This window comes from Azospirillum thermophilum, assembly GCF_003130795.1.
Taxonomy (GTDB): domain Bacteria; phylum Pseudomonadota; class Alphaproteobacteria; order Azospirillales; family Azospirillaceae; genus Azospirillum; species Azospirillum thermophilum.
Window position 1 is genome coordinate 1,307,867 of the sequence record NZ_CP029352.1, and the last position, 17,788, is coordinate 1,325,654.

Here is a 17,788-nt window from a genome sequence, read left to right on the forward strand (position 1 = left end):
GCCGCCTGTGGCGGCACCGACTTCCGCCGCCTATGGCGGCACCGGCAGACCGGTCCAGGGACGGTCGCCGCGCAGGCCGCGGACGCTGTCCAGCCGGATGCCGCCGGGGTCCAGAAAGATCGCCTGGGCGCCTTCCCGCCGCAGCCGCCAGCGGTCGACCACCAGCGGGGCGCGGCAGCCGCGGGCGGGCTGGGCGACGATCACCAGATCGGCGGCGGCACAGTCCTCCGGCAGCGCGTCCGGCGCGCGCAGCAGGGCCACCGTCCGGCCGTTCAGCCGGTAGAGGCAGCCCAGCGCATCGCAGCGCAGCCGCCCGCCGGCCGCCGTGCCGACCTCCGGCCAGGGCTCGTCCGGTTCGCGTGCCCCGTCGCGGCGCAGCCACGTGTCGGCGACCCGCCCCTCGCTGTCGCGCGACAGGCTCAACCGGCCATCCGGCCCGCGCGCCGCCATCAGCCGGCCGTCGACCGACACCAGCAGATCGGGCCGCGCGACCAGGGCCGGGCTGGCGAGGCCGGCGACGATGGCGACCAGCCCCCACCAGCGCCAGCGCCGCGTCCAGGCGCACAGCCAGATGCCGCCCGACACCACCGCGGCGAAGCCGGCGGCCGGCATGGCGGGGACCAGCAGCGCCGCCCCCGGCAGCGAGCCGAAGAATTCGGCCGTGGCGATGATCCCCCGCACGCCCCAGTTCATCGCCACCAGCGCCGGCCCCTCCACGCCGAACGGCAGCAGGGCGTAGCTGACGAGGCTCCAGGGCATCACCCAGAAGGAGGTCAGCGGGATGGCGATCATGTTGGACAGCACGCCGTAGAAGGCGATCTGCTGGAAATGGAAGAGCGAGAAGGGGGTCGTCGCCGCCGTGGCGATCACGCTGGTCAGCATGATGCCGCCGACATAGAAGAGCGCCTGCCCGATCCACCCCAGCCCCTGGCGCAGCTCCGCCAGGGGCGCCCCGACCCGCTCGTAGACGGCGATCAGCGCCACGACGGCGGCGAAGGACATCTGGAAGCTCGGTCCCAGCATGCCTTCCGGGTCGGTGGCGATGGTGACGACCGCCGCGAAGGCGACGAGCCGCATGCTGAGCGGGTCGCGGTCGGCGATGATCGCCACCATGACGAGGCCGGTCATCAGCACCGACCGCAGGGTCGGCAGCGGTGCCCCCACCAGCATCGTATAGGCCAGCGCCGAAAGGATACCGGACAGCGCCGCGATCTTCTTGATCGGCCAGCGCAGCGCCACGAAGGGCACCAGCGCCAGCAGCGCCCGCACGAGGTGGTAGAGGATGCCGGCGGCGATGCCGACATGCAGGCCGGAGATCGACAGGAGATGGGCGAGGCCGCTGTTGCGGAAGGCCTCCATGGTCGGCTCGGGGATCGCGGCCTCCTCGCCGTTCAGCAGTGCGGCGGTGACGCCGGCCTCCGCCGGATCGGGGATCGTCTCCGCCACCCGCCGCGCGATGTAGGCGCGGGCCGTCTCGAAGGCGATGGAGACCGCCCGCCAGCCGCCGGGCGGCGGCGCCTCCACCAGTTCCGGCCGGCTGGTCGAGAAGCCGACGCCGCCCAGCCCCATGAAGAAGGCGCGGCGCTGGAAGTCGAAGGCGCCGGGCTCGGCCGGCGGTGCCGGCGGCGACAGGCTGGTGCGCAGGCGGATCACCGTGCCGGGCTGCGGCGGCGGATGGCGGCCGGTGATGCGGATGCGCACCGCCCCCGGCGTCTCCGCCGGTTTCAGACGGTCCACCACCGGATCGGCCAGCGTCACCCGCACCGCGTCCGGCTGCCGCTCCACCGCCATCACCCGGCCGGTCACCGTCACGAAGCCGAGGTCGCGGGTCAGCATCGGCCGCTCCACCAGGACCGTGCGCAGCGCCGCGAGCGCGAAGCCGCCGGCCACGGCGACGAGCAGCATCAGCCCGGCCAGCGCCGCCGGCCGGCTCCGCAGCAGGATCATCAGCAGCGCGGGCACGCCGACCGTCGCCATGGAGGCCCAGCCCGGCGGCTCCGCCGGCAGGGCGAAATAGAGGGCGACCCCGCCGCCGAGCCCGACCGGCAGCCACAGGATCCAGCGGTCGCGGTCCGCCTCCAGTTCCCGGCCCAGCCGGGACCAGCCGGCGGCCAATGCGCAAAGAACAGGGCCGAAGGGCGAATCCTTCGCGTGCGCCGCACCGGCGGGCGGGCTATCCTCCGGATCGCTGGCGAGGCCTTCCGTCACCGGACTGCCGAATCTGCGCGCATGGCCATCCCTTGGGCGCGATGGACGTGGTACACCTCGCCGCACTGTAGCAGCAGAGAACTCGGAATTGAGCAACCGATGACCGTCGTCACCCGTTTCGCCCCGTCGCCCACCGGATTTCTCCATATCGGCGGCGCCCGCACCGCGCTGTTCAACTGGCTGTATGCCAAGCGGATGGGCGGCAAGTTCCTGCTGCGCATCGAAGACACCGACCGGCAACGCTCGACCCAGGCGGCGGTCGACGCGATCCTCGACGGCCTGACCTGGCTCGGCCTCGACTGGGACGGCGAGGCGATCAGCCAGTTCGAGCGCAAGGACCGCCATGCCGAGGTGGCGCAGCAGATGCTGGCCGCCGGCAAGGCCTATTACTGCTACGCCAGCCCCGAGGAACTGGAGGAGATGCGCGCCGCCCAGAAGGCCGCCGGCCAGCCGGTGCGCTATGACGGCCGCTGGCGCGACCGCGACCCGTCGGAGGCGCCGGCCGGCGTCAAGCCGGTGATCCGCCTGAAGGCGCCGCAGACCGGCCAGACCGTGCTGCAGGACCGCGTCCAGGGCGAGGTCACGGTGCAGAACGCCCAGCTCGACGACCTGATCCTGCTGCGCGCCGACGGCACCCCGACCTATCTGCTGGCGGTGGTGGTGGACGACCACGACATGGGCGTGACCCACGTCGTACGCGGCGACGATCACCTGACCAACACCTTCCGCCAGATCCAGATCTTCAACGCCATGGGCTGGGACCTGCCGGAATTCGCCCACATTCCGCTGATCCACGGGCCGGACGGCGCCAAGCTGTCGAAGCGGCACGGCGCGCTCGGCGTCGACGCCTACCGCGATATGGGCTACCTGCCGGAGGCCATCCGCAACTATCTGCTGCGGCTCGGCTGGGCGCACGGCGACGACGAGATCATCTCGACCGAACAGGCGATCGGCTGGTTCGACCTGGAGGGGATCGGCCGTTCGCCCTCGCGCTTCGACTTCGCCAAGCTCGACAACCTCAACGCCCACTACATGCGCGCGGCCGACGACGCCCGGCTGGTCGGGCTGATCGTGCCGCGTCTGGAAGCGGAGCTCGGCCGCAGCCTCGGCGATGCCGAACGCGACCTTTTGAAGCGGGCGATGAACGGGCTGAAGCAGCGCGCCCGCACCCTGGTCGACCTGGCGCAGAGCGCGCGCTTCTATGTCGCAGCCCGTCCGCTGCCGCTCGACGAAAAAGCGGCGGCCCTCCTGGACGAAAAGGGCCGGACCGTGTTGAAGCAGCTGGCGGAGCTGTTCGCCGCCGAGGCGGACTTCACGGCGGCGACGCTGGAGGCCCGGGTGCGCGGCCATGCCGAACAAAGCGGCGAGAAACTCGGCAAGCTGGCTCAGCCGCTGCGTGCGGCGCTCACCGGCTCGACCGTTTCGCCGCCGATCTTCGAGGTCGCGGAATTGTTGGGACGGGACGAAGTTCTGGCACGCATGAGTGATGCCGCAGGTGCAGCATAAACGTCATTTCCGTGCGTTGCCATCGGCCGGTCATAGGCCTATGCTGCGCCGATCAAAAAGGGCGGCAAGCCCCAAACCTCAACGATAAGGACGTGCCGAGATGACCCAGACTGAGGACGGCAAGGCCTCTAACGACACTGTCACCCTCATCGACAACAAGACGGGCAAGCAGGTCACGATGCCCGTGCTGCACGGCAGCGTGGGCCCCAGCGTGATCGACATCCGCAAGCTGTACGCGGAGACCGGGTATTTCACCTACGACCCGGGCTTCACCTCCACCGGCAGCTGCGAATCGAAGATCACCTACATCGACGGCGACGAAGGCGTGCTGCTGCACCGCGGCTTCGCGATCGACGAGCTGGCCGAGAACGCGACCTTCCCGGAGGTCTGCTTCCTCCTCCTCAACAACCATCTGCCCAACAAGGCGGAGAAGGAGGAGTTCGAGAACATCCTGCGTCGTCACTCGATGGTGCACGAGCAGCTGACCAAGTTCTACAGCGGCTTCCGTCGTGACGCGCACCCGATGGCCATCCTGTGCGGCGTGACCGGCGCCCTCTCGGCCTTCTATCACGACTCGACCGACATCGACGACCCGGTGCAGCGCAAGATCGCCGCGCACCGCCTGGTCGCCAAGATGCCGACCATCGCGGCCATGGCCTACAAGTATTCGATGGGCCAGCCCTTCATGTATCCGCGCAACGACCTGTCCTACGCGGAGAACTTCCTCTACATGACCTTCGGCACGCCCTGCGAGCCGTACAAGGTCAACCCGATCCTGTCCAAGGCGATGGACAAGATCTTCATCCTGCACGCCGACCACGAGCAGAACGCCTCGACCTCCACCGTCCGTCTGGCCGGTTCGTCGGGTGCGAACCCGTTCGCCTGCATCGCCGCCGGCATCGCCTCGCTGTGGGGCCCGGCCCATGGCGGCGCCAACGAGGCCGTGCTGAAGATGCTGGAGGAGATCGGCTCGGTCGAGCGGATCCCGGAGTTCGTCCGCCGCGCCAAGGACAAGAACGACAACTTCCGCCTGATGGGCTTCGGCCACCGGGTCTACAAGAACTACGACCCGCGCGCCCAGGTGATGCGCAAGACCTGCCACGAGGTCCTGAACGAGCTGGGCATCAAGGACGAGCCGCTGCTCGACATCGCCATGGAGCTGGAGAAGATCGCCCTGTCGGACGAGTACTTCATCGAGAAGAAGCTCTATCCGAACGTCGACTTCTACTCGGGCATCATCCTGAAGGCGATGGGCTTCCCGACCAGCATGTTCACCGTGCTGTTCGCGCTGGCCCGCACCGTCGGCTGGATCAGCCAGTGGAAGGAGATGATCGAGGATCCGGCCCAGAAGATCGGCCGTCCCCGCCAGCTCTACACCGGTCAGACCCGGCGGCCCTTCGTGCCGCTGGCCGAGCGTGGCTAACCGGCCGACAGCCCATATCGGAATGGGCGGCTCCAATGGGGCCGCCCAGGGTCCGGCTGCGTACGTCGTTCCGGTCCGGCGGGTGCGAAATCGCCCGCCGGCCAACGACAACAAGGCCCCTCTCGGCTGGCGGCTGCGCCGCCTGCTCGTCTATCTGGTGATCCTGGCGCTGATCGTCGGCATCGTCTTCATCTAGACGGCATCCGCGAGACTGCCCGGCTCAGCCCCCTCGACGAAGGGGAGGCCCTCGTCGGCCCAGCCGGTCATGCCGCCGATCATCAGCTTCACCGGCCGCCCCAGCCTGGCGAGCCGCAGCGCTCCGCGGTCGGCACCATTGCAGTGCGGCCCGGCGCAGTAGACCACGAACAGCGTGTCCTCCGGCCACTCCGCCATGCGGTGGGCCGTCATCTTGCCGTGCGGCAGGTTGATCGCCCCCGGCACATGCGAGCGCGTGTAAAGCGCCGGCCCGCGCACGTCGAGCAGGACGAAATCGACAGCGCCGCTCCGCATCGCCTCGTGAACATCCCAGCAATCGGTTTCCAGCGACAGACGCCGGGCGAAATGTTCCGCCGCAAGGACGGACGGGGCGGCGGGGATTTCCGAAACGAGGCTGGTCATCGCATCTTCTCCAGGGCTTGGAATGACTGACCGAAGCCTGTCCGATCGGCAGGGCACTGGAAAGTGGCGCGATTGCCATTTACCGTAAAGCCCATGCCAAACACGCTGCCAGAGCCGCCCGTGAAGACACCGGCCACCGCTCCGCCCCGCCCTCTCCCCCGCCCTCTGGTCGTCGCCCTCGCCTATGACGGGCTCTGCACCTTCGAGTTCGGGGTGGCGGTCGAGGTGTTCGGCCTGCCGCGGCCCGAGCTGGGGCCGGACTGGTACCGCTTCGCCGTCTGCGCGCTCGATCCCGGCCCGCTGCGGATGACCGGCGGCGTGCAGCTCCTGGCCGACGGCGGGCTCGATCTGCTGGAGGAGGCGCAGACCATCGTCGTGCCCGGCTGGCGGGGCGCTGCCGAGCCGGTGCCCGAGGCGTTGACCGACGCCCTGTGCCGCGCCCACGCGCGGGGGCCCGGCTGCTGTCGATCTGTTCGGGGGTCTTCGTGCTGGCCGCCACCGGCCTGCTGAACGGCCGCAGGGCCACCACCCACTGGCGCTATACCGACACGCTGCGGCGTGCCTACCCGGCGATCCGGGTGGAGCCCGACGTGCTGTACGTCGACGAGGGCACCATCCTGACCTCGGCCGGCAGCGCCGCCGGCATCGACCTCTGCCTGCACCTGATCCGCCGCGACTATGGGGCGGAGGCCGCCAACTCGGTGGCGCGGCGGCTGGTGGTGCAGCCGCACCGCGAGGGAGGACAGGCCCAGTTCATCGAGCGGCCGGTCCCGCCGGCACGCGAAGGGGCGCGGCTCGGCCCCCTGCTCGACCATCTGCGCGGCACGCTGGACCAGGACCACACGCTGGCCACGCTGGCCGAGCGGTCGGGGATGAGCGTGCGTACCTTCCTGCGCCGCTTCCAGGCGCTGACCGGCACGACGCCGGGCGACTGGCTGCTGGCGGAGCGGCTGGCCCGCGCCAGGGAGTTGCTGGAACTCGGCCAGGTCTCGGTGGAGGAGGTGGCGACGCGTGTCGGATTCGGCTCCGCCGCGACGTTGCGCCACCACTTCCGCCAGCGGCTCGGCCTCAGCCCGGCGAGCTACCGGGCGCGGTTCCGCCGGGCCGGGTAGAGGCGATCACTTCCGCTCGATCAGCTCGACCTTGTAGCCGTCCGGATCCTCGATGAAGGCGATGACGGTGGAGCCGTGCTTCATCGGGCCGGGCGCCCGCGGGATCTTCACGCCCTCCTTGGCCAGGGCCTCGCAGGTGCCATAGATGTCCGGCACGCCGATGGCGATGTGGCCGTAGGCGGTGCCGATCTCGTAGGGCTCCTTCTGGTCCCAGTTGTGGGTCAGTTCCAGCACCGCGGTGTCCGACTCGTCGCCATAGCCGACGAAGGCGAGCGTGAAGCGGCCGCCCTCATAGTCGTTGCGGCGCAGCAGCTTCATGCCCAGCAGCCGGGTGTAGAAGTCGATGGACTTGTCGAGGTCCAGCACACGCAGCATCGTGTGCAGAAGCCGGTATTCGCTCATGGTCTCTGTTCCCTTCGGTTATGGGCCGCCCGCTGTCCCATCCCGGTGCCGTTCGATGACGTCCAGGATGACACGGGCGGCGCGTTCGCTTGGCGGGGTGCCGCCCTGGCCGAGCCAGCCGGCAACCTCGGCCACCCCGTCGATCTGCGCCTGACGGGCAGCGGGATCGTCGAGCAGCCGTCCCAGCTCGACCGCCAGTCTATCGGGCCGGCAGTCCTCCTGCAGCAGTTCCGGCACCAGCATCCGATCGAGCATCAGGTTCACGAGGTTGACGTACTTCACCCGGATCAGCCGGCGATAGAGCGCCACCGTCACCGGGTTCAGCCGATAGGCGACCACCGCGGGAAGCCGCGCCAGCGCCAGCTCCAGCGCCACGGTGCCGGAGGCCGCCAGCGCCACCTCCGCCGCGGCGAAGGCGTCGTACTTGGCCGGGTCGCCCTCGACAAGGATGGTGCGCAGCGGCCAGCCGGCAAGCTCGACCGCCACCCGGTCGCGCACCGTGGCGACCGTCGGCACGACGACGACCAGCGACTGGTGGGTGGAGGTCAGCCGCTCCAGCGTTTCCCGGAAGACCGGCAGGAGCCGCGTCACCTCGCCGCGCCGGCTGCCGGGCAGCACGGCGACCAGCCGGTCCCCCTCGGTCAGCCCGTGCTGCGCGCGGAAGCGGGCCGCATCGCCGGCGCCGGCGCCGCTTTCCACCACCGAATGGCCGACGAAGCTGCAGGGCAGCCCCTCCCGCTCGAAATAGGGCGGCTCGAAGGGCAGGATCGCCAGCAGATGGTCGTAGATGGCTGCGTATTTCGCCGCCCGCCTGGGCTTCCAGGCCCAGACGGTCGGGGCGACGTAATGGATCAGCGGAATGCCGGCACGGGCCGCCTTCACCTTCTTCGCCACCCGCAGGGTGAAGCCCGGCGAATCGATGCCGACCACCGCGTCGGGCCGGATCCTCAGGATTTCGGCGACCGTCTGGTCGATGCGGCGGATCAGGTTCGGCAAGTGGGGCAGCAGCTCGAAGATGCCGAACAGGGTCAGCTCGCCCATGGGGAAGAGGCTCTGCAGCCCCTCCGCCGCCATCTTCTCGCCGCCGATGCCGACGAAGCGGACGGACCCGCCGGTCAGCCGCTTGGCGGCCGCCATCAGCCGGGCGCCGAGTGCGTCGCCGGACGGCTCGCCGGCGATCAGGAACAGGGTCGGGCCGCTCATGCCGGCCGCTCCGCCGCTTGTCCGCCGGGAAAACCGCGCCCCGCCTCGCTTCCGGCCTCGCCCCCGACCGCGATGCCGACCACGAACAGGCCGAGCCGGTCGGCCGCCTCGGCCACCGCGGCCCGGTCGACCAGCAGGCTGCCGCCGGCCTCCACCGCGATGCCGCGCAGCCCGGCGCGGGCGGCGTTCTCCACCGTCGTCACGCCCATGGTCGGCAGGTCGATCCGGCGGTCCTGCTGCGGCTTGCGCACCTTCACCAGAACCCCGCCCGGCCCCGGCCGCCGCAGCGCGGCACAGCGGTCCAGCATGGCGTCGGTGCCTTCCACCGCCTCCACCGCCAGCACGATGCCCTGCTGCACCACGGCTCCCTGCCCGACGTCCATCGCGCCGAGCGTCCGCGCCACCTGGGCGGCGCGCTCGATGTCGCGCTGCGCCTCCGCATCGGGCAGCAGGCGGCCGACCGGCCCCGGCCGGGTCAGCAGGTCGCCGAGCAGCTCGTGCAGGCCGACGACGCGGAAGCCCTCCTCCTCCAGTTCCCGCACGACGGCGCGCAGCAGCCCGTCGTCGCCCAGCGCGCGGGTGCCGACGCGGGCGAGGAAGCGGGTGGTGCGCCAATCCGGCAGCAGTTCGGTGAAGGAGGGGCGGCGCACCGGGCCGGCGAAGACGACCTCGCCGACCCTCTCGTCATGCAGGCGCTGGATGATGGTGCCGGCGGCGCCGAAGCGGCTCCACAGATGCGGGACGCCCTCGACCGTCGCCGGATCGGTATGGCCTTCGAAGGCGACCACGAAGACCTCGCGCCCCTGCCCGCGCACCGCCGCGGCGATGCGGGCCGGCAGGGTCCCGCCACCCGCGAGGATGGCGAGCCTGGGCAATGGGTCGGCCATGGCCGGGCTCCCGCCTCAGCCCTCGCGCGGCTGGCAGAGCGAGCGTGCTTCCTTGGCGCGGATGAAGTCCAGCACGTCGGTGATCAGCGCACGGTCGGCAAAGTCGCGGCCGACCTCCTCCACCCGCTCGGCGAAGGTGCCCTCCGGGCCGAACAGCATCCGGTAGGCGGCGCGCAGGGCGTGGATGTCGTCCTTCTTGAAGCCGCGCCGCTCCAGCCCGACCAGGTTCAGCCCGGCCAGACGGGCGCGGTCGCCCATGACCAGCCCATAGGGGATCACGTCGTTCTCGACGCCCGACATGCCGCCGATCATGGCATGGGCGCCGATGCGCACGAACTGGCGGACGGCCGACAGGCCGCCGATGATGACGTAGTCGCCCAGCGTCACATGGCCGCCCAGCGTGGCGTTGTTGGCCATGATGACGTGGTCGCCGACGATGCAGTCGTGCGCGACGTGGCTGCCCATCATGAACAGGCCGTGATCGCCGACCCTGGTCACCATCCCGCCCCCCTCGGTGCCGGGGTTCATGGTGACATGCTCGCGGATCTGGTTGTGCGCGCCGATGATCAGCTCCGACGGCTCGCCATGATACTTCAGATCCTGCGGCCGGTGGCCGATCGAGGCGAAGGGATAGATCTCCGTCCCCTTGCCGATCCGGGTGCGCCCCTCCACCACCACATGGGACACCAGCCGCACGCCGTCGCCGAGTTCGACGTTCGGCCCGACGACCGAGAACGGGCCGATGAAGACGCCCTCGCCCAGCGTCGCGGCCGGATCGACGACGGCGGTCGGATGGATGGTGACGGTCATTTCTCGTCCAGGATCATGGCGGAATAGACGGCTTCGGCGACCAGGACGCCGTTGACCTTGGCCTCGCCCTTGAACTTCCACACGTTGGCGCGCTGGCGCTGCTTGGTGACGTGGATGTGGACGGTGTCGCCGGGGGTGACCGGGCGGCGGAAGCGCGCCTCGTCCACGGTCATGAAGTAGACCAGCTTGCCTTCCGACTCCTTGCCGAGCGTGGCGACCACCAGCACGGCGGAGGTCTGGGCCATCGCCTCGATGATGAGCACGCCGGGCATCACCGGGCGCGACGGGAAGTGACCCTGGAAATAGGGCTCGTTGATCGTGACGTTCTTCATGCCGACGGCGGATTCGCCGAGCACGACGTCCACCACCCGGTCGATCATCAGGATCGGGTACCGGTGCGGGATCATCTGCATGATCCGCGTGATGTCGATGTCCGGAACCTTGCTGCCCTGCGCGTTGTTCTCTGCCGCTACATCCATCGTCCGGCCGTCCGCCTTTCCAAACCCGTCGATCGTCGTGATCCACCGACCGGGCCGCAGGCCGGCCCAGGTCCTTGTCCGATGACTTGTGCCCGAATTCCGGGCGGAGTTCAACCGCACGCGTCGGCGGCAAAAATCACGGTGTCCCAATCGCAAAGCGCCCAACGAAAAGGGCCGCCAGCGCCCGTCCGGCGCGCTGGCGGCCCTGGTCGCGATGCGGTTACTGCTTCGGCACGGTCAGCGTGACCTGCGGCAGCTTCTTGTTGACGCGCTCCATCACCGTCTCGGTGACGTCGAGCTGGGTGTCCACCAGGACGAACTGCTGGCGGGCGAGCACCAGGTTGGCGCCACGCTCGCGCGAGACGTCGGCCACGATCTCGACCATGTTCTTGTGGACCACGGCCATCGCCTCGTTCAGCGAGGTCTCCAGCGCCCGCTTGCGCGTCTGGACGGTCTTCTGGACCTCGCCGACCTGCTTCTCGAAGTCGCGGCGCTTGGCGGCCAGCGCGTCGGGGGCGAGGACGGTCTGCTGCTTGCGCAGCTCCTCCTCCGACTTGCGCAGCTTGTCCTCCAGCGCCGAGATCTCCTTCTGGTAGGTCTCGCGCAGGGCCTCGAAGGACTTGGAGATGCCCTTGGAGGCGTTCGACTCCTGCATGATGCGCTGGACGTCCACCACCGCGATCACCGGGGCCTTCAGCGGGCCGGTGGCGTTGGCCGGGGCGCCGGCCGGCGCCTGCTGGCCGGCCGGAGCGGCGGGCGCCGCGGCGGGCGCACCGGCGGTCTGGGCCTGGGCCGAGACGGTGAAGAGACCGGCGACCATCGCGGCCGACAGCGCGGCGGCACCGATCGCCGTCCTGATCTTGCTGACTTGCATGTTAGAACCTGGTTCCGAAGCTGAAGCGGAAGAGCTCTTTCTTGTCGTAGTTCTCCTTGCGGAGCGGGATCGCCAGGTCGAGCCGGATCGGCCCGAACGGCGACTTCCACGACAGGCCCGTGCCGACCGACACGCGGATGGTTTCGTCCGTACGCACGTTCGGGTCGCTGATGTCGACCTTGCCGAGCGTGCCGACGTCCGAGAAGGCATGGCCGAGCAGCCCGAACTCTTCCGGAAGACCCAGCGGGAAGCTCATCTCGACCGAGCCGCGGGCATAGCGAGTGCCGCCCAGGGCATCGCCGGTGCTCACGTCGCGCGGGCCGATACCGGCCGTGTTGAAGCCGCGCAGCGTGTCGCCGCCGATGAAGAAGCGGTCGGCCAGCGAGACCTTCTGGCCGAGGCCGACGATGTAGCCGACCTCGCCCGTGGTGCTCAGCACCCACTGGTCGTCGCCGAGCGGAACATAGTAGCCGGCGGTCAGACGGTTGCGCAGGAAGCGGACCGACCCGCCGAGACCGGCGATGTCGTTGGTCAACCGGACGAAATAGCCGTCGGTCGGCGTCAGCTTGCTGTTGCGCGCGTCGTAGGTCAGCTCCTGGCCGATCAGCGAGGTCAGGCGCTCGCCCTTCTGCTCCTTCACGTATTTCGAGGCGGTGGAGGGCACCTCCTCGATCAGCGTGTCCTGGAGCTGGTAGTAGACGCGCTGGCGCAGCCGCTCGGTCAGCGGATAGCCGAGGCGCAGCGCGAAGCCCGTGTTCTTCTCGTTGAACGAGCTCTCGTCCTGATAGTTGCGGCGGACGCGGAAGATGTCCGCACCGGCCGACAGGTCGCGGTCGAGGAAGTAGGGCTCGGTGAAGGAGATGTCGTATTCCTGGCGGCGGCCGGACACGGTGGCGCCGAAGCGCAGGTCCTGGCCCTTGCCGAGCAGGTTGCGCTCGCGGATCGAGAAGTCGGCCAGCGGACCGTCGGAGGTCGAGAAACCGGCACCGATGGCGATTTCACCGGTGGACTGCTCCGTCACCTCGACATTCACCACGGTGCGGTCGGGCACCGCCGACTCGGCGGTGGTGATGTTCACCCGCTCGAAGTAGCCGAGGTCCTTGATGCGCTGCTCCGACCGCTTCAGCTTGGTGCTGTTGAAGGGGTCGCCCTCCGCCAGCAGCAGCTCGCGACGCACCACCTTGTCCAGGGTGCGGACGTTGCCGGTGATGTCGATGCGGTCGACGAAGACGCGCGGTCCCTCGTTGATCTCGTAGGTGATGTCGATGGTGTGGGTTTCACGGTTGCGGTTGATCCGCGGCCGGATGTCCACGAAGGCGTACTGCAGGTCGCCGACCGCGTTGGTCAGCTTGGTGATGGTGTTCTCCACCTCCTGCGCGTTGTACCAGTCCCCCTCGCGGGTGGTCATGATGTCGTTCAGCGTCGCCGGATCGAGCTGCTTCAACGTGGTGTTGATGTCGATCTTGCCGAACTGGTAGCGCTCGCCTTCCTCGATCGTGAAGGTGATGTAGAAGGCGTCGCGTTCCGGCGTCAGCTCGGCGACCGAGGAGACGACGCGGAAGTCGGCGTAGCCTTCCTTCAGGTAGAAGCGGCGCAGCAGGTCCCGGTCGTAGTTCAGCCGGTCGGGATCATAGTTGTCGTCGGACGTCAGGAAGCGCCACCAGGCCGATTCCTTCGTCTGGATGTTCTCGCGCAGGGTCCCGTCCGAGAACTTCTCGTTGCCGACGAAGTTGATGGCGCGCACGCCGGTGCGCGGCCCCTCGTTGATCTCGAACACCAGGTCGACGCGGTTCTGGTCGAGCTGGATGATCTTCGGCTCGACGGTCGCGGCGAAGCGGCCCTGGCGGCGATAGATCTCCTGGATGCGCTGGACGTCGCTCTGCACGCGGGTGCGGGTGTAGACGACTCGCGGGCGAAGCTGGATTTCCTTCTCCAGGTTCTCCTTGTCGATCCGCCGGTTCCCCTCGAACGCGATGCGGTTGATGATCGGGTTCTCGGCAACCTGGACCACCAGCACGTCGCCGTCGCGGCGGAGCTGCACGTCGGCGAACAGGCCGGTGTTGAACAGCGCCTTCAGGGAGCGGTCGACGCGGTCGGGGTCGAACGGATCGCCGGGCTGGATGGCGAGGTAGGAGCGCACGGTCGTGGGCTCGATTCGCTGCGTCCCTTCGACCCGGATGTCCCGGACCGTGCCGCCCGAGAAGACCTGGGCGACCAGCGTGCCATTCTGCCGCAGGGGTTCGGCCCCCGCTGGCGACCCATTCACCTGCGCGAAAGCAAGCGAAACCGTCGTCATGGCGCAGCCGGCCAACAGGCCAGCCGCCAGAACCTTGCTCGACACCGGCAAATCACGCTCCCTGGCAAGGGGCTGGGGTCAGGACACCAGTCCCCGGAAGAAATCGACCACGCGAAGTTGCACGAGATCGTTCCACGTGGCGAAAACCATGAGCGTTAATACCAAAGCCAGACCGATGCGGAAACCGTATTCTTGCGCTCTCGGTCCAAGGGACGGCCGAGGATGCCTTCGATGGCGTAGAAAAGGAGGTGGCCGCCATCGAGAAGGGGTACCGGGAAGAGGTTGATCATACCCAGATTGACCGAGAGGAAGGTCATGAACCACACCAGCGGGTACCAGCCGCTCTGCGCGACCTCGCCGGACATCTGCGCGATGCGCAGCGGCCCGCCCAGTTCCTCGGTCCCGCGCGACCCCTCGACCATCTGGCCGAGCGCCACGAAGGTGCCGGAGACCATGCCTGCGACTTCGCGCCCCGCCTGCCAGAAGGCCGTCAGCGGGTCGTGGCGCTTCATTTCGGCGCCGCCGCGCATGATGCCGAGCTGTCCGATTCGGTGCGTGTTGCCGAATCGGTCGGTCACCTCGCGGGCGTCCGGCGTCACGGTCAGGGCCTGGCGGCGGCCGTCGCGCTCCACGACGACCTCCATCGTCTCGCCCGGCTTGATCGAGACGATCTGGCGGATTTCCTCGAAGCGCTGGATGCCGGCGCCATCGATCGACAGGATCACGTCGCCCGGCTGCAGCCCGCCGCGTTCGGCGGCGCTGCCCGGCTGCACGCCGCCGACGTCCGGCGGCGTGAAGGACTGGCCGGCGGTGGCGAACAGGACGGTCAGGACGACGATGGAGAAGACGAAGTTGGCGATCGGACCGGCGGCCACCACGGCAGCCCGCTGTCCGAGCCGCTTGTGGTGGAACGACACCGCCTGCTCTTCGCGCGTCATGGTCTGCAGGCCGGCGCCCGGCGTGCTGGCCGGATCGGCGTCGCCGAACATCTTGACGTAGCCGCCCAGCGGAATGGCGCTGAACTTCCAGCGGGTGCCGGCCCGGTCGGTGACGCCGAACAGCTCCGGCCCGAACCCGATGGAGAACACCTCGATCCGCACGCCGTTGCGGCGCGCGACCAGGTAATGGCCGAGCTCGTGCACGAAGACGAGCACGGTCAGGACGAGGAGAAACGCGAGAACCGAGGTCCAGAAACCGCCGATGACGTCCATAAGGCCCTTCGACTCGACCGGGTCAGCGACCGCCCAGGCCGTGGACGAACCGGGCCGCTTCCCGGCGGGCTTCGGCGTCGACGTCCCGCACCGCCGAGAGCTCGCTCAGCGGTCGATTGGGCAGCGCCGTCAACGTTCCCTCGACAACGCGTTCGATGTCGAGGAAGCCGATCCGGCGGTCGAGAAACGCCTGGACGGCCACCTCGTTGGCGGCACTGAGAATAGTAGGGGCGCCACCCCCGCTTTGCAAGGCGGCCCGGGCCAGCCGCAAGGCCGGGAAACGCTGGGGATCCGGCGCCTCGAAGGTCAGCGTCGCCGCCTTGACCAGATCAAGCCGTTCGGCCGGTGTCGCGATGCGCTCCGGCCAGCCCAGCGCGTAGGCGATCGGCGTGCGCATGTCCGGCGTGCCGAGCTGCGCCAGGACCGACCCGTCGACATATTCGACCAGCGAGTGGATCACCGACTGCGGATGGACCAGCACGTCGATGCGCTCCTCCGGGATGCCGAACAGGAAATGCGCCTCGATGACCTCCAGCCCCTTGTTCATCATGGTGGCGCTGTCGATCGAGATCTTGGTGCCCATGTCCCAGGTCGGGTGGGCGACCGCCTGCTCCGGAGTCGCCGTCGCCATGAAGGCGCGGTCCCTGGTGCGGAACGGCCCGCCGGACGCGGTCAGGATCAGGCGCGCCACGCTGGCGGCCCGCTCGAAGTCGAAGACCTGGTAGATGGCGGAATGCTCGCTGTCGACCGGCAGCAGCGTGGCGCCGTGCCGGCGCACCTCCTCCATCATCAGGGCGCCGGCGCAGACCAGCACCTCCTTGTTGGCGAAGGCGACGCGGGCGCCGCGCTGGATGGCGGCCAGCGTCGGCTCCAGCCCGGCGGCCCCCACGATGGCGGCCATCACCCAGTCGGCGGGCCGGCGGGCGGCGTCGACCACCGCGTCCATGCCGGCCGCCACCTCGATGCCGGTGCCGGCCAGCCGCTGGCGCAGTTCGCCGTACCCTCCGGGATCGGCCAGCACCACCAGGCGGGGCCGCAACTGCAGCGCCTGCTCGGCCAGCAGTGCCACGTTGCGGTTGGCGGTCAGCGCCTCGACCTCGTAGAGCTCCGGGTTGCGGGCGATCAGGTCCACCGTCTGCGTGCCGACCGAGCCCGTGGAGCCCAGGATCGTCACCCGGCGCCGGTTGCCGGCTGCCGGCGTCTCGCGCGTCACCACCATGATACTGCCGTTCCGATGGTCGCGTGAAACAGGGCGAGCACCGGGGCGGCGACCAGAAGCCCGTCGATGCGGTCCAGGATGCCGCCATGCCCCGGGATGAGGTGGCCGCTGTCCTTGATGTCGTAGCGGCGCTTGACCGCCGATTCGAAGAGATCCCCCGCCTGCGCGACCACCGCCGACATTGCCGCCACCAAGAGGGCGAGCAGCGGCTGCGCCGCTCCGGCGACCTCGGCGACGGCCCAGCCGGCGAGGCCGGCGCTGACCATGCCGCCGATCAGCCCGGCCCAGGTCTTCTTGGGGCTGATGCGCGGCGCCAGCTTCGGCCCGCCGATGCTGCGGCCGGCGGCATAGGCGCCGATGTCCGTCGCCCAGACCGCCAGCATCGCGTAGAGGAAGAGGGCCAGCCCGTCGTCCGGCCGGTCCCGCAGCCAGTCGAGCCCGATGAGGCCGAGCGAGACGTAGAAGACGCCGATGCCGAGCAGCGTGCGGTCGCGGCCACCGCCGGCCAGCGCGACGACGAGGATGAAGAGGGCGGCGACACCGACCGCCGCACCGGCCCCGAGGGCGATCAGCGTGACCAGTGAGGCGACGACCCCGGCCCCGGAAGACAGCAGGGCGGCGGAGCGGCGGGTGCTCGGCACCAGATTGACCCATTCGGCGACGGCCAGGAGGGCAGCCGCCACCAGCAGGGCGCGCAGGACCCAGCCGCCGGCCCAGACGGCCGCCAGCACCACCGGCGCCATCACCAGCGCCGACAGAACGCGGAGTTTCAGGTCGCCGGCCTTACCGGCTGGCTGTGGTGGCGCCGAAGCGGCGTTCCCGTCGGTGGAACTCTTCAATCGCCGCCTCCAGGTCGCGCTTGGTGAAGTCCGGCCACAGCGTGTCGACGAAGACCAGCTCGGCATAGGCTGCCTGCCACAGCAGGAAATTGCTGATCCGCTGTTCGCCGCTGGTCCGGATGATCAGGTCGGGGTCGGGGATGTCCGCGGTGTAGAGCCGGGCGGACAGGGCCGCCTCGTCGATCGCCGCGGGGTCGAGACGCCCAGCCGCCACCTCTTCCGCCAGACGCCGGGCGGCGGCGGCGATCTCCTGCCGCGAACCGTAGCTGAGCGCCACGACCAGCGTCATCACGCGGTTGCCGGCGGTCAGCTGCTCGGCATTGTCGATCAGGCGGATGATGTCGTCCGACAGGCGGCTGCGGTCGCCGATCACCCTCAGGCGGACGCCGGCCTTGTGCAGCTCCGCGATCTCGCTGCGCAGGTAGAAGCGCAGGAGCGACATGAGGTCGGACACCTCCTCCTCCGGCCGCCGCCAGTTCTCCGAGGAGAAGCTGAAGATGGTCAGGTATCCGATGCCCAGTTCGCGCGCCGCCTCGACGGTGCGGCGGACGGCATCCACCCCCTTCTTGTGGCCGGCGGTGCGCGGCAGGCCGCGCGCCTTGGCCCAGCGTCCGTTGCCGTCCATGATGACGGCGACGTGGGTGGGGGGCTCCAGGCCCTGGCCGTCCCGGGACAGGCTGTCTTCGGCGTCGCGCATCCGG

The 17,788-nt window shown here is 69.6% G+C and carries 16 protein-coding genes and 1 pseudogene; 4 read left to right on the forward strand and 13 right to left on the reverse strand.

The window, feature by feature from the left end:
* Positions 1-30: 30 nt before the first annotated feature.
* On the reverse strand, positions 31-2,208 hold the full coding sequence (locus DEW08_RS05865) for a ComEC/Rec2 family competence protein (protein ID WP_245986015.1): 2,178 nt from the start codon (positions 2,206-2,208) through the stop codon (positions 31-33).
* A gap of 99 nt (positions 2,209-2,307) precedes the next feature.
* On the opposite strand from DEW08_RS05865, the gene gltX reads away from it, so the two are divergent.
* Positions 2,308-3,714 (forward strand): glutamate--tRNA ligase, encoded by a 1,407-nt coding sequence (gene gltX, locus DEW08_RS05870; protein ID WP_109325300.1) that lies wholly within the window; start codon positions 2,308-2,310, stop codon positions 3,712-3,714.
* 100 nt (positions 3,715-3,814) lie between these two features.
* On the forward strand, positions 3,815-5,137 hold the full coding sequence (gltA, locus tag DEW08_RS05875) for a citrate synthase (RefSeq protein ID WP_109325173.1): 1,323 nt from the start codon (positions 3,815-3,817) through the stop codon (positions 5,135-5,137).
* Between the two features lie 192 nt (positions 5,138-5,329).
* On the opposite strand, the gene DEW08_RS05880 is transcribed toward gltA, so the two are convergent.
* Positions 5,330-5,755 (reverse strand): rhodanese-like domain-containing protein, encoded by a 426-nt coding sequence (locus DEW08_RS05880; RefSeq protein ID WP_109325174.1) that lies wholly within the window; start codon positions 5,753-5,755, stop codon positions 5,330-5,332.
* 120 nt (positions 5,756-5,875) lie between these two features.
* Here DEW08_RS05880 and DEW08_RS33405 point away from each other — a divergent pair, with 120 nt between their 5' ends.
* Positions 5,876-6,265 (forward strand): hypothetical protein, encoded by a 390-nt coding sequence (locus tag DEW08_RS33405; protein ID WP_342760720.1) that lies wholly within the window; start codon positions 5,876-5,878, stop codon positions 6,263-6,265.
* Positions 6,241-6,867 carry a helix-turn-helix domain-containing protein gene (locus DEW08_RS33410; RefSeq protein WP_342760721.1) on the forward strand — a complete coding sequence of 209 codons (627 nt, stop codon included), beginning with the start codon at positions 6,241-6,243 and terminating at the stop codon, positions 6,865-6,867. Before DEW08_RS33405 ends, DEW08_RS33410 begins: the two co-directional genes overlap by 25 nt.
* A gap of 6 nt (positions 6,868-6,873) precedes the next feature.
* On the opposite strand, the gene gloA is transcribed toward DEW08_RS33410, so the two are convergent.
* The 11 genes and pseudogenes from gloA to DEW08_RS05940 form a co-directional block, all read right to left on the reverse strand.
* Complete coding sequence (gloA, locus tag DEW08_RS05890; RefSeq protein ID WP_109325175.1) at positions 6,874-7,269, reverse strand: lactoylglutathione lyase; 396 nt, start codon at positions 7,267-7,269, stop codon at positions 6,874-6,876.
* An 18-nt stretch (positions 7,270-7,287) separates the two neighbouring features.
* Entirely contained in the window at positions 7,288-8,472 is a 1,185-nt protein-coding gene (gene lpxB, locus DEW08_RS05895; RefSeq protein ID WP_109325176.1) for a lipid-A-disaccharide synthase, read from the reverse strand.
* The gene (locus DEW08_RS05900; protein WP_109325177.1) at positions 8,469-9,359 is read right to left on the reverse strand and encodes an LpxI family protein; all 891 of its coding nucleotides are present in this window, start codon (positions 9,357-9,359) and stop codon (positions 8,469-8,471) included. The genes lpxB and DEW08_RS05900 overlap by 4 nt, the downstream gene beginning before the upstream one ends.
* A gap of 15 nt (positions 9,360-9,374) precedes the next feature.
* Positions 9,375-10,169 (reverse strand): acyl-ACP--UDP-N-acetylglucosamine O-acyltransferase, encoded by a 795-nt coding sequence (gene lpxA / locus DEW08_RS05905; protein WP_109325178.1) that lies wholly within the window; start codon positions 10,167-10,169, stop codon positions 9,375-9,377.
* The gene (gene fabZ, locus DEW08_RS05910; RefSeq protein WP_109325179.1) at positions 10,166-10,648 is read right to left on the reverse strand and encodes a 3-hydroxyacyl-ACP dehydratase FabZ; all 483 of its coding nucleotides are present in this window, start codon (positions 10,646-10,648) and stop codon (positions 10,166-10,168) included. Before fabZ ends, lpxA begins: the two co-directional genes overlap by 4 nt.
* Before the next feature lie 220 nt (positions 10,649-10,868).
* Positions 10,869-11,522, reverse strand: a complete 654-nt coding sequence (locus DEW08_RS05915; RefSeq protein ID WP_168220279.1) for an OmpH/Skp family outer membrane protein — start codon at positions 11,520-11,522, stop codon at positions 10,869-10,871.
* 1 nt (position 11,523) lies between these two features.
* On the reverse strand, positions 11,524-13,818 hold the full coding sequence (gene bamA, locus DEW08_RS05920; protein ID WP_425429092.1) for an outer membrane protein assembly factor BamA: 2,295 nt from the start codon (positions 13,816-13,818) through the stop codon (positions 11,524-11,526).
* A gap of 78 nt (positions 13,819-13,896) precedes the next feature.
* Positions 13,897-15,029 (reverse strand): annotated as a pseudogene (rseP, locus tag DEW08_RS05925) (RIP metalloprotease RseP).
* 22 nt (positions 15,030-15,051) lie between these two features.
* Positions 15,052-16,248: a 1-deoxy-D-xylulose-5-phosphate reductoisomerase gene (locus tag DEW08_RS05930; RefSeq protein ID WP_109325181.1), complete on the reverse strand. Its 1,197-nt coding sequence runs from the start codon at positions 16,246-16,248 to the stop codon at positions 15,052-15,054.
* Entirely contained in the window at positions 16,239-17,087 is an 849-nt protein-coding gene (locus DEW08_RS05935; protein ID WP_109325182.1) for a phosphatidate cytidylyltransferase, read from the reverse strand. Before DEW08_RS05935 ends, DEW08_RS05930 begins: the two co-directional genes overlap by 10 nt.
* Positions 17,032-17,784, reverse strand: coding sequence for an isoprenyl transferase (locus DEW08_RS05940; protein WP_109325183.1), 753 nt, complete (start codon positions 17,782-17,784; stop codon positions 17,032-17,034). The genes DEW08_RS05935 and DEW08_RS05940 overlap by 56 nt, the downstream gene beginning before the upstream one ends.
* Between the last annotated feature and the right edge of the window lie 4 nt (positions 17,785-17,788).